Source organism: Flavobacterium lacus (assembly GCF_003268815.1).
GTDB lineage: Bacteria > Bacteroidota > Bacteroidia > Flavobacteriales > Flavobacteriaceae > Flavobacterium > Flavobacterium lacus.
Genome location: NZ_QLSV01000003.1, coordinates 265,244 through 277,490, shown reverse-complemented (window position 1 = coordinate 277,490; position 12,247 = coordinate 265,244). Strand labels below are relative to the sequence as shown.

Here is a 12,247-nt window from a genome sequence, read left to right as displayed (position 1 = left end):
ATGTTTCAACTAGGTAAAACCATTGTTTCAGAAGAAATTCTGGAAAAAGAATTCGTTTGCAATCTATCCGCTTGTCATGGAGCATGTTGTGTAGATGGCGATGCCGGTGCACCGTTGAGTGAAGAAGAAACTAAAATTTTAGAAGAAATTTATCCAAAAGTAAAACCTTTTCTTCGCAAAGAAGGAATTCAAGCGATTGAAGCACAAGGAACTTGGGTGAAAGGCGAAGACGGCGAATTAGAAACACCATTAATTGAAGGGAAAGATTGTGCCTACGTTATTTTTGATGGAAAAACCGCCTTGTGCGGCATCGAGCAAGCCTATAACCAAGGAATCGTAAATTGGAAAAAACCGGTTTCATGTCATTTGTATCCAATCCGAATCAAAGAATTCTCTGATTTCTCTGCAGTTAATTACCATCGTTGGGATATTTGTAGTCCTGCATGTTCATTAGGCAAAGAACTGGAAGTTCCGGTTTATAAATTTGTCAAAGAAGCATTGGTTCGAAAATTCGGAGAAGAATGGTATCACGAACTCGAAAAAGTGGGTGTAGAATATCAAAAAGAGAAGTAAGTTTTACTAAAATTTCCCTTCCCAATAATTTCTTAAAATAGTAGAATTTCCCTCGCGACCTCCAATAAAGTAGTTTTTAATACGTTATATAACAAATAGTTAGATAGATTTTTCAAAAGTAGGAAAAAAACTAACCGTTGTTAAAAACTATTTCCGATTGTGAATAAGTTTGGCTTTCATTTACCAATTTGAATTGCAATCTTTGTAACTCTCAATTACCGAATAATAATCCTCAACATAACTCAACAAAGAAAAAGATGGCAGCAGTAGAACCAATTTTGCAAGAAAACAAAGATCGATTCGTGATTTTTCCCATTAAACACCACGATATTTGGGAATGGTACAAAAAAATGGAAGCGAGTTTCTGGACCGCAGAAGAAATTGATTTACACCAAGATTTATCCGATTGGAATACAAAATTGAATGAAGATGAAAAATATTTCATCAAACACATTTTAGCTTTTTTCGCAGCATCTGACGGGATCGTAAATGAGAATTTAGCCGAAAATTTCGTCAACGAAGTACAATATCCGGAAGCTAAATTTTTCTATGGTTTTCAAATCATGATGGAAAACATTCACAGCGAAACCTATTCGTTGTTGATTGACACCTATGTAAAAGACGAAAAGGAAAAAGATCAGTTATTTCATGCCTTAGATGTGTTTCCGGCGATTCAAAAGAAAGCCAATTGGGCTTTGAAATGGATTGGTTCCGATTCGTTTGCTGAGCGTTTAATTGCGTTTGCAGCCGTAGAAGGAATCTTCTTTTCGGGTGCGTTCTGTTCGATTTTCTGGTTGAAAAAAAGAGGCTTAATGCCGGGGCTGACTTTCTCAAACGAGCTAATTTCGCGTGACGAAGGCGTTCACTGTGATTTTGCCGTGCATTTACACAACCACCATTTGGTGAATAAAGTTTCGAAAACAAGAATTACCGAAATTATCACAGATGCACTAACCATTGAAAGAGAATTCATTACCGAATCACTTCCAGCGAGTTTAATTGGAATGAATGCCACACTAATGACACAATATTTGGAATTTGTAGCCGACCGTTTATTAGTAGAATTAGGCTGTGATAGAGTGTATAACTCATCAAATCCATTCGATTTCATGGACATGATTTCACTACAAGGAAAAACCAATTTCTTTGAAAAACGGGTGGCAGAATACCAAAAAGCAGGAGTAATGAGTACGGATTCTGATTCGCAAAAAATTAGTTTCGACGCCGACTTTTAAATTAAATTAAACCTCGTCAACGTTTCAAACTCTGACAGAGTTGATTCTATAAATACCGGGATTAGCTTCCCAAAACCAACTAACGAATAACCCAAAACAATAAAGGGATTTATTGTTTTAAAAAACAGGTAGCAGTATGTATGTAGTAAAAAGAGACGGCCACAAAGAGCCGGTAATGTTTGACAAAATCACGGACAGAATTAAAAAATTATGTTACGGATTGAATGATTTGGTTGATTCTGTAAAAGTAGCCATGCGAGTAATCGAAGGATTGTATGATGGTGTAACCACTTCAGAATTAGATAATTTGGCAGCAGAAACGGCTGCTTCAATGACGATTGCTCACCCGGATTATGCACAATTAGCAGCACGTATTGCAGTTTCCAATTTACATAAAAATACCAAAAAGTCGTTTTCAGAAACAATGTCAGACATGTACCATTATGTGAATCCACGTACGGGACAAAAATCACCATTGCTTTCCGATGAGGTATACGAAACAATCATGGCCAATGCAGAGGAATTGGATTCCATGATTATTTACAACAGAGATTTTAATTATGATTATTTCGGTTTCAAAACATTAGAACGTTCGTATTTATTAAAAATCAACGGAAAAATTGTGGAAAGACCTCAACATATGTTGATGCGTGTTTCGGTTGGAATTCATTTGAATGACATCGAAGCAGTGAAAGAAACCTACGAATTAATGTCGAAAAAATTCTTCACCCACGCAACACCAACCTTGTTTAATGCCGGAACACCAAAACCACAAATGTCGTCATGTTTCCTATTGACGATGAAAGATGATAGCATCGACGGAATTTATGATACCTTAAAACAAACCGCAAAAATTTCGCAATCTGCAGGCGGAATCGGACTATCCATTCACAATGTTCGTGCAACAGGATCTTACATTCGAGGCACAAACGGAACGTCTAACGGAATTGTTCCGATGCTACGTGTTTTCAACGACACAGCCCGTTACGTTGACCAAGGTGGCGGAAAAAGAAAAGGAAGTTTTGCCATTTATTTAGAAACGTGGCATGCTGATATTTTCGAATTTTTAGATTTGAAAAAGAATACCGGAAAAGAAGAAATGCGTGCCAGAGATTTGTTCTTTGCCATGTGGACCTCCGATTTGTTTATGAAACGCGTGCAAGACGATGCTTCGTGGACGTTAATGTGTCCAAACGAATGTCCGGGTTTGTGTGACGTGTATGGCGATGAATTCGAAGCTTTGTACCACAAATACGAAGCCGCCGGAAAAGGCAGAAAAACCGTTCGTGCTCGTGAACTTTGGGAGAAAATCCTTGAATCACAAATCGAAACCGGAACGCCGTATATGCTGTACAAGGATGCAGCCAACCGCAAATCAAACCAAAAAAATTTAGGAACCATTCGTTCATCGAATTTGTGTACCGAGATTTTAGAATATACCGCACCGGATGAAGTAGCTGTGTGTAATTTAGCTTCTATTTCGTTGCCAATGTTTATCGAAAATGGAAAATTTGATCACCAGAAATTATACGATGTTACCAAACGTGTGACGCGTAACTTAAACCGCGTAATCGATAGAAATTATTACCCGGTTCCCGAAGCGGAAAACTCAAACATGCGTCACCGTCCAATTGGATTGGGAGTGCAAGGTTTGGCTGATGCGTTTATTTTATTGCGTTTGCCGTTCACCAGCGACGAAGCAAAACAAATGAACCAAGATATTTTTGAAACCCTTTATTTTGCTGCGGTAACCGCTTCTATGGAAATGGCAAAAGAAGAAGGACCCTATTCCACTTTCAAAGGATCACCCATTTCACAAGGAGAATTCCAATACAATTTATGGGGATTAAAAGACAGCGATTTATCCGGGAAATGGGATTGGGAAAGTTTGCGTAAAGAAGTAATGGAGCACGGGGTGAGAAACTCATTGCTTGTGGCTCCAATGCCAACCGCTTCCACATCACAAATCTTAGGAAACAACGAAGCGTTTGAACCATATACCTCTAATATTTATACCAGAAGAGTGCTATCAGGCGAATTTATAGTTGTAAACAAACACTTGTTAGAAGATTTAGTAAAACTTGGTTTGTGGAACGACACCTTAAAACAAGAAATCATGCGGCACAATGGTTCCGTACAAAACATCGAAGGCATTCCGCAAGATATCAAAGAGTTATACAAAACCGTGTGGGAAATGAGCATGAAAGACATCATTGATATGTCACGCCAACGTGGTTATTTCATTGACCAATCGCAGTCGCTGAACTTATTCATGGAAGGAGCAACCTATGCTAAATTAACCTCCATGCATTTCTACGCGTGGCAATCCGGTTTAAAAACCGGAATGTATTACTTGCGAACCAAATCAGCTGTAGACGCGATTAAATTCACGTTAAACAACGATAAAAAAGCAGAACCAGTAGAAGTAATCGAACAACCAGTTGTTGCTAAAAAATTAGAATCAATTGCAGTACTCAATGAACCAGTTGAAATGAGTCAAGAAGAATACCGAGCCATGATTGAAATGGCTAAAACTGCCGGTCCGGACGATTGTGAGATGTGCGGGTCGTAAACAGATAATCATTACAAATAAAAACGCTGAATAAAACCTAAAAGAGTCTAGCACTAAATGGTTTTTATTCGGTGTTTTTTATTTTTAACACTTTATAAGGAAATAGTAGCTTTTGATATTTTTATCTTTGAGAATGGCTGTAAAATCAAGTTCTATTCCGCTCAAAGTGCTCGTGAGTTATTTGCTCATTGCTTCCCTTGTGATTGCCGTGGGATTTATGTTGCTGAAAGAAAACAGACTTTTTTCTAATTACGAAAAACAATCGATTGAAGAAAACCAAAAACTCATTCGATTAGGTTCCTTACTTTCAAAAATTTATGATGTTGATAATTTAGGACGGGTAGCCATTCAAACCAATCTGGCAAAAGATTTTGAATTATTCGATCAAGAAAACCGAAGCTTAAGCACCGCAATTGATTCCTTTGGAAAAAAAATTGATAACGAAAAACAAATAGTTCTTTTAGATAGTTTAAAAATTATTCTACAACAAAAAGTTTCCAATATCGAAGAATTAAAAAAAATCAATAAATCACAAAACACCTACTTTCCAATTGATAATGCATTGCGCAATTTAACTCGAATTGAAGAGTCGATGGGTAAAATCACATTGGAAAGTTTAAAAATAGATCCTTCCAAGCTTTCCACCTATGAACGAAGAGTGTATCAAGATTACGTGGATTATCTGAATGAAAATGTTCCCAAAGAATCAGAAAAAACCTTAACCGACAAGCAAATTGATTCAATTCTTGTTTCTTCAAAGAAAATTTTAGAAGAAGTTCGGTTAAAAAATCAAGAAAAAACGACTACTCAAAAAAACAAAGAAATAGAATTGCTTCGAAACGATTTATTTATTTCGCAAAAGCTAAATGAAATTTTGGTTGAATTTGAATCGGATGTCATCAAAAAAGCAAACTTAAACAATTTTTCCAGAGAAGAAGCACAACAAAAAACAGTTTCCATCTTAACCATGGCGGCAGTAATCGGGTTAATAATGACCGGGTTATTTTTCCTTCTTATTACAAGTGATTTTCTAAAAAATCAACGGTACAGAAAACAATTGGAAATTGAAAAAAAGAAAACAGAATCACTTTTAACGGCCAGAGAGCAATTGATTGCCACCGTAAGCCACGATTTAAAAACACCTTTAAATACGATTCAAGGTTTTAGCGAATTAATCAGTATGGGCGGGGTTTCCGAAAAGCAGAATTATTATTTGTCAAATATCAAAAGTTCATCAATCTACATCAATCAACTGGTGAATGATTTATTAGATTTTTCCAAAATCGAAGCCGGTAAAATTGAACTGGAAAACACGGTTTTCGAATTAGATAAATTGATTGTCGAAGTAGCCGAAAGCATCCAATCCTTATATCCATCAAAACCTATTTCATTACAATTTGAATTAGATTCTATTGCCAATTTATCAATTGAAAATGATGCATTACGCATCAGACAAATTTTGAACAATCTTATTGGAAACGCTTATAAATTTACTGAAAAGGGTTTTATAAAAATCAATACAACTTATATCAAAAATCAATTAACCATTGTGGTTCAAGACAGTGGCATTGGGATAGAAAGCAGTAAACTAAATTTAATTTTTAACGAATTTACACAAGCCGATACCTCCATTGAAAAAAAATACGGTGGAACCGGATTGGGATTAACTATTTGCAAAAAATTAGCTGAAATTTTATATGGAAATTTGACCGTGCAAAGTGAAGTAAACAAAGGAAGCATTTTCCAATTAACCTTGCCCGCAAAAATGACTGAAAATAAAAAGGAAATTCTTGTTGTTACGGAAAATAAAAACAAAAAATTTACCATTGCAGTGGTAGATGATGATAGTTCCCTTCTACAGTTAACCACCGAATTTTTAAAAATTTACCATTTCAATGTAAGCTCTTTTGATGATCCTGAAGAACTAATTTCCTCATTAAAAACAGATGTTTATGACGCAATTATTACCGACATTCAAATGCCAACATTGAGCGGTTTTGAATTGATTTCTAAGATTCCAAAGGAAATTCCGATTATTGCGATTACCGGACAAAGGAATTTGGAAAAACACATTTATACTGAAAAAGGTTTTTCTGCTGTATTACACAAACCCTATCAATCAGCGGAGCTATTGCATGTTTTGAACAATGTGTTAAACATAAATATTGCTGTTAAACCCGATTTGAAAGACGTATCAAAAGTATCAATAAACGAATATAATTTGAAGAGCCTGAAAACAATGTTAGATGGCGATGACCTTGCAATCAAGGAAGTTTTAAAAGCATTTATAGAAAATACTTCTTCCAATCTTGCCATCATTGAAGAGGCCATTTCTAATTCAGATAAAAAAACAATAGCCGCCATTTCGCACCGCATGATTCCGATGATGAGTCAATTGGATGCGAAAGAAACCGTGCTCTTGCTTCAACAATTAGAGGAATGCGAAAAAACCGAATTATCAATGGAAGAACAAAAAACTATTTTTGATGAAATTAATGAGAAGGCAACTCGATTACTAACGCTTATTCAAAAAGAATTACTCCTCTAACTGATATAATTTTAATTTGTTGTACAACGTTTTTCTGTTTATTTCAAGCATTTTTGCAGCTTCCGATTTATTTCCGTTGCACAATTGAAGAGCTTTAATAATCATTTCTTTTTCGTTATTCGATTTTGAAAAAACTGATTTAGATTGGTTTTCTTCTTCAAAAAAGTCGGGTGGAATTACTTCTTTTTCAACTAAACTTCCTTGTGTTAACAAAGTTGAACGGCGTATAATATTTTGCAATTCTCTTAAATTTCCCGGCCATGAATAGGCTTGAAAAATCCGAATGACTTCCGGTGAAAAACCTAAAACATTTTTATTTAATTGCTCGTTTGCCTTTTCTAAAAAGAAATCGGCATACATCAATAAGTCTTGCTTCCGTTCGTTTAAAGTCGGCACGACGATGGAGAATTCGTTTAATCGGTGGTATAAATCCTCTCGGAAAGCACCATTTTTAACAGCTTCCTTTAAGTCTTCATTTGTGGCTGCAATTACACGTATATCTACATCAAATTCTGTGCTGCTTCCAATTTTTTTAATTTTTCGCTCTTGCAAGGCTCGTAATAACTGTATTTGATTTTCATAGGATAAATTTCCCACTTCATCCAAAAACAACGTTCCTCCATTAGCCGATTCAAAATGACCGATTTTGTCTGTCACGGCTCCAGTAAACGATCCTTTTAAATGTCCAAAAAACTCACTGGTAGCCAATTCTTTCGGGATAGCACCACAATCTACGGCAATAAAAGGAGCCGATTTTCGATGGCTGAGTTTATGAATTTCTTTGGCCACAACTTCTTTTCCTGTTCCACTTTCTCCAATAATCAAAACCGATAAATTAGTAGGACTCACCAATTGAATGTGGCTATTCATCACTTTTGAAACGGCACTAATTCCTCCAACAAAGTCTGTAGTTGTTACTGCCTTTTTTTGATCTGTTGTTTTTGATAGAATTGCCTTTTCTTCATTTTTAGACAACGCATTTGATAAAACCAATAAAACTTCTTCTGGAACAAAAGGTTTTGAAATATAATCTGAGGCCCCCTTTTTCATAGCCTTCACGGCTGTAGTTACATCAGCATAACCTGTCATTAACACTACCGGAATATCTTGAGAGCTAGCTTTTAACTCGCTCATCAGTTCAATTCCGTCGCTATCAGGCAAACGCAAATCACAGATGATTAAATCAAAATCAGATTCTTTTGCGATATTTTTAGCTTCTGAGGCAGAATAAGCGGTTGAAACGGCATAATTATTCTTAGACAGAAAAGTGCTCACCATTTTACAAAAGGCAATATCATCTTCTATCAATAAAATCTTCTTCATTTGTTGAGCTTATGTTTTAGCTAAAATAAGCGATTCTCTTGATGTTTTTCTTAAAAATTGTTTAAATAAAAAAAGAGGTCACCCCGAGACCTCTTTTGATGTAGATAAATTTAATTAGGAAATTTATCTCAGTATACATGATAAACCAAATTTTAACATCTTTTATTCTGCTAAAATAAAAGCTGAACTTCAAATTATTTTGTCGGCAACTCCCTGGTTAACCAGCCACTTTTAGCCGCTGTGGCAATGGCATAGGGTGTTATCCAGAAAAGACCAAAAGTGTATAAAATACTGTAAGTATAAGCCCAAATCGATTCAGATAAGTTGTATCTTTTTGCATAAAACAACACAGGGAAAGACGATATAATTAATATACTTGCTAATGTTGAACTTAAAAATAATATGGGATGTGTTACGACAAAAAACAACATAAACAACAAAAACGGATAGGCCATGATGATATTCAGCGATTGATTAACGAATAAAAGTCTTGCTCCTGCTGTTGATTCTTTTCTAAAATTAGAAAAAACGTATTTTGCCATCATGATGTTTTCACGCACATTACTTCTTCCCCATCGAATAAACATTTTGTATAAGCCTTTATACTGTTCAGGCACATTGGTTAACACGTGTGCGTTTCTTTGAAATAAAACATGATGTCCTTGTTTTAAAATCATATTTGTCATGGCTCTGTCTTCTCCAATGTCAGAAGGTTGACCCATAAAGGTTTGGTTTATCCATTCCGGAAGGCAGTTGAATACCGCCTCTCTTCGATAAGCTGCTAAAGCCCCGGGGGTGCAAAGCACCGAACCTAACATACTTTCGGCCGCACGCACAAATTCAAAACTCATCACAAAACTCACATTCAACATTTTGGGCAACATGGCTTTTTCGTTGTTTAAAACCTTAACATTTCCTGCAACAGCACCACAATTATCATTCGTAACAAATGGACTCACCAAATTTCGCAAAGTATCTTTTTTTACAATCGAATCACTGTCAATCGTCACAAAAACCTCACCGGTTCCGAGGTTGAATCCACGATAAAGAGCATGACGTTTTCCTTTATTTTCCGGCTGTTGAAAAATTGTTAGTCGGTCACCCAATTGCAATTTAGCTTGTTGCATCCAATACCAAGTGTCATCTTTACTTCCATCATCAATCGCTAATAATTGTAGTTTTTCCTTCGGATAATCGCTGTTTGCTATACTTTTTAATGTTTCCCAAACCAATTTACCTTCATTATAAGCAGGCACAATTATCGTACACGTTGGAAGCTCTTCATCTGAAACCGATTCAATAGCTGTATAGCGAAAATATAAATATGCTTTAAAAAGGAAAAAGCAAATTTTATATGCCACTAAAGTAATCGATAAGACTAAAAAAGTCATGCCTAAAGTAGTGTTCATTCGTTCTAAATTGAACTGCTCAAAACTTGGTTGTAATTCATATACCAAAAATACAGCACCCATCATGACTAAAAATGTACTGATTAAGACAGTTTTATTCATTAAACCAACTTTTGTATCATTTGTCTTTGAATAAAAGTTGCTTATATATTCCTGAATCCTGAAATATCCAATGGAAATAATCTGATGTAACGACTTGCTATAAACAGGTAAGATAAAACTGTACACGTTGTGATCATGAATTCTTTTCTCTTTTTGAGAGGAGAAAGATTTGGTTGAATTTAAATTTTGGCTTTCCATCCTTATTTTAATTTTGTAGTTGACGTTCTCTATTTTTTAACATGCTATTATTGAATCTATGTGTAATTGAGAATATACTACAAACGGCAAGCAAGCTGCATGCCTAAACTACAAAATATTGATTTACAGATACATAACTTTTTTTAATATTTATTAAATTGTGTATATTTTACCCAAATCAAATGCAGGTTACACAGTTTGGATTGTATAAAAGGAAAAATATAAAGCATAACATAAAGATTGAACTAAAAAAAAATGAGTCCGATATTTTTCGGACTCATTTTTTATAAAATTGGTGGCTCAAATTAGTAAACTGATTACTAACTTAACTCAAGGATTTCCTATTTATTCCGGATCGTTCATTTTAAAACTTTCCATAAATTTTGTGGTATAATTTCCGGAAACATAATCCGGTTCTTCCATTAATTGGCGGTGAAATGGTATGGTAGTTTTAATTCCTTCAATATAAAACTCATCCAACGCACGCTTCATTTTGTTGATTGCTTCCTCACGGGTTTGGGCCGTGGTAATCAACTTTGCAATCATTGAGTCATAATTGGGCGGTATCGTGTAACCTGCATACACGTGCGTATCTAAACGAACGCCATGTCCACCAGGTGCGTGAAGAACTGTAATTTTCCCCGGCGAAGGACGAAAATCATTATAAGGATCTTCCGCATTAATTCTACATTCAATCGAGTGCAATTGCGGTAGATAATTTTTACCTGAAATTGGCACACCCGCAGCCACTAATATTTGCTCACGAATCAAATCATAGTCCACCACTTGTTCCGTAATAGGATGCTCTACTTGAATTCGTGTATTCATTTCCATAAAGTAGAAGTTACGGTGTTTATCCACCAAAAACTCAATTGTTCCAGCTCCTTCGTAACTTATAAATTCAGCCGCTTTCACAGCCGCTTCACCCATCTTATGACGCAATTCATCCGTCATAAAGGGAGAAGGCGTTTCTTCCGTCAATTTCTGATGACGACGTTGCACCGAACAATCTCTTTCTGATAAATGACAGGCTTTTCCATATGCATCACCCACCACTTGGATTTCGATATGACGAGGTTCTTCAATCAACTTTTCCATATACATCCCGTCGTTTCCAAAGGCTGCTGCCGATTCTTGACGAGCACTTTCCCAAGCTTTGAGGAGTTCTTCTTTTTTCCAAACGGCACGCATTCCCTTTCCACCTCCACCGGCCGTTGCTTTCAACATCACGGGATAACCCATTTCTTTGGCAATTTTTTCGGCTTGCTCGTAGCTTTCCAACAATCCTTCCGAACCGGGAACACAAGGAACTCCAGCGGCTTTCATAGTTGCTTTGGCGGATGCTTTGTCACCCATTTTATCAATCATTTCAGGTGAAGCACCAATGAATTTGATACCATGTTCCTGACAAATTTTCGAAAATTTAGCATTCTCAGACAAAAATCCGTAACCCGGATGTATCGCATCAGCATTCGTAATTTCTGCCGCTGCAATAATATTTGACATTTTTAAATAAGACAAATTACTAGGTGGCGGACCAATACAAACCGCTTCGTCTGCAAATTTCACATGAAGACTTTCAGCGTCGGCAGTAGAATACACCGCAACTGTTTTAATGCCCATTTCTTTACAGGTTCTAATCACACGAAGTGCAATTTCTCCACGGTTGGCAATTAATATTTTTTTAAACATATTTTTTAAATTAGATAATTAGACAAGGTGTCAATTAGACAATTAAAAAGATAGAAAAACTTCTAACTCCTAACTCTTAACTTCTAACTTTTTAAGATGGATCTACTAAGAATAAAGGTTGGTCAAATTCAACAGGCGACATATCATCTACTAAAATTTTCACGATTTTACCTGAAATTTCTGCCTCAATTTCGTTGAATAATTTCATTGCTTCAATCACACAAACCGGGTCACCTTTTGAAATCGTTGCACCTACTTCTACAAACGGAGCTTTATCCGGAGCCGCTTTTCTGTATAAAGTTCCAATCATTGGTGATTTTATCACCACATATTTCGAATTTTCATCTGCTTCTACGACAGCCGGTACAACCGGAGCAGCTTGAACAGGAGCTTGTGGTTGCTGTTGTTGTTGCGGAACCATTTGCATCGGTTGAGCATTTGGATAATTTTGAAAATAAGATGCTTCTGCAGCACCTGCCTCGGTGGTTTTGATGGTGATTTTAAAATCATCCATTTCTAATTTTACTTCGGTAGCTCCTGATTTTGCTACAAATTTAATTAGGTTTTGAATTTCTTTAATATCCATGATATTTTA

The 12,247-nt window shown here is 35.9% G+C and carries 8 protein-coding genes; 4 read left to right on the top strand and 4 right to left on the bottom strand.

The window, feature by feature from the left end; translation table 11 throughout:
• The 4 genes from B0I10_RS04345 (at position 1) to B0I10_RS04330 (ending at position 6,928) form a co-directional block, all read left to right on the top strand.
• Positions 1-573 carry a DUF3109 family protein gene (locus tag B0I10_RS04345; protein WP_112085267.1) on the top strand — a complete coding sequence of 191 codons (573 nt, stop codon included), beginning with the start codon at positions 1-3 and terminating at the stop codon, positions 571-573.
• 257 nt (positions 574-830) lie between these two features.
• Positions 831-1,808, top strand: a complete 978-nt coding sequence (locus B0I10_RS04340; protein ID WP_112085266.1) for a ribonucleotide-diphosphate reductase subunit beta — start codon at positions 831-833, stop codon at positions 1,806-1,808.
• A gap of 136 nt (positions 1,809-1,944) precedes the next feature.
• Positions 1,945-4,380, top strand: coding sequence for a ribonucleoside-diphosphate reductase subunit alpha (locus B0I10_RS04335; RefSeq protein ID WP_112085265.1), 2,436 nt, complete (start codon positions 1,945-1,947; stop codon positions 4,378-4,380).
• Positions 4,381-4,513: 133 nt separating this feature from the next.
• A complete protein-coding gene (locus B0I10_RS04330; protein WP_112085264.1) occupies positions 4,514-6,928 on the top strand; it encodes a hybrid sensor histidine kinase/response regulator in 2,415 nt (804 codons plus the stop codon).
• Here B0I10_RS04330 and B0I10_RS04325 read toward each other — a convergent pair.
• The 4 genes from B0I10_RS04325 to accB form a co-directional block, all read right to left on the bottom strand.
• Positions 6,917-8,251 (bottom strand): sigma-54-dependent transcriptional regulator, encoded by a 1,335-nt coding sequence (locus B0I10_RS04325; RefSeq protein WP_112085263.1) that lies wholly within the window; start codon positions 8,249-8,251, stop codon positions 6,917-6,919. The genes B0I10_RS04330 and B0I10_RS04325 overlap by 12 nt on opposite strands.
• Before the next feature lie 194 nt (positions 8,252-8,445).
• Complete coding sequence (locus B0I10_RS04320) at positions 8,446-9,762, bottom strand: glycosyltransferase (RefSeq protein ID WP_112085330.1); 1,317 nt, start codon at positions 9,760-9,762, stop codon at positions 8,446-8,448.
• 543 nt (positions 9,763-10,305) lie between these two features.
• Entirely contained in the window at positions 10,306-11,652 is a 1,347-nt protein-coding gene (gene accC, locus B0I10_RS04315) for an acetyl-CoA carboxylase biotin carboxylase subunit (RefSeq protein ID WP_112085262.1), read from the bottom strand.
• 91 nt (positions 11,653-11,743) lie between these two features.
• The gene (gene accB / locus B0I10_RS04310) at positions 11,744-12,238 is read right to left on the bottom strand and encodes an acetyl-CoA carboxylase biotin carboxyl carrier protein (protein ID WP_112085261.1); all 495 of its coding nucleotides are present in this window, start codon (positions 12,236-12,238) and stop codon (positions 11,744-11,746) included.
• Positions 12,239-12,247 lie beyond the last annotated feature (9 nt).

Coding starts and splice junctions, on each gene's coding strand:
- B0I10_RS04325 (WP_112085263.1), bottom strand. CDS start 8,251: ATGAAGAAGATTTTATTGATAGAAGATGATATTGCCTTTTGTAAAATG.
- accB (WP_112085261.1), bottom strand. CDS start 12,238: ATGGATATTAAAGAAATTCAAAACCTAATTAAATTTGTAGCAAAATCA.
- accC (WP_112085262.1), bottom strand. CDS start 11,652: ATGTTTAAAAAAATATTAATTGCCAACCGTGGAGAAATTGCACTTCGT.
- B0I10_RS04320 (WP_112085330.1), bottom strand. CDS start 9,762: ATGAATAAAACTGTCTTAATCAGTACATTTTTAGTCATGATGGGTGCT.
- B0I10_RS04335 (WP_112085265.1), top strand. CDS start 1,945: ATGTATGTAGTAAAAAGAGACGGCCACAAAGAGCCGGTAATGTTTGAC.
- B0I10_RS04345 (WP_112085267.1), top strand. CDS start 1: ATGTTTCAACTAGGTAAAACCATTGTTTCAGAAGAAATTCTGGAAAAA.
- B0I10_RS04340 (WP_112085266.1), top strand. CDS start 831: ATGGCAGCAGTAGAACCAATTTTGCAAGAAAACAAAGATCGATTCGTG.
- B0I10_RS04330 (WP_112085264.1), top strand. CDS start 4,514: ATGGCTGTAAAATCAAGTTCTATTCCGCTCAAAGTGCTCGTGAGTTAT.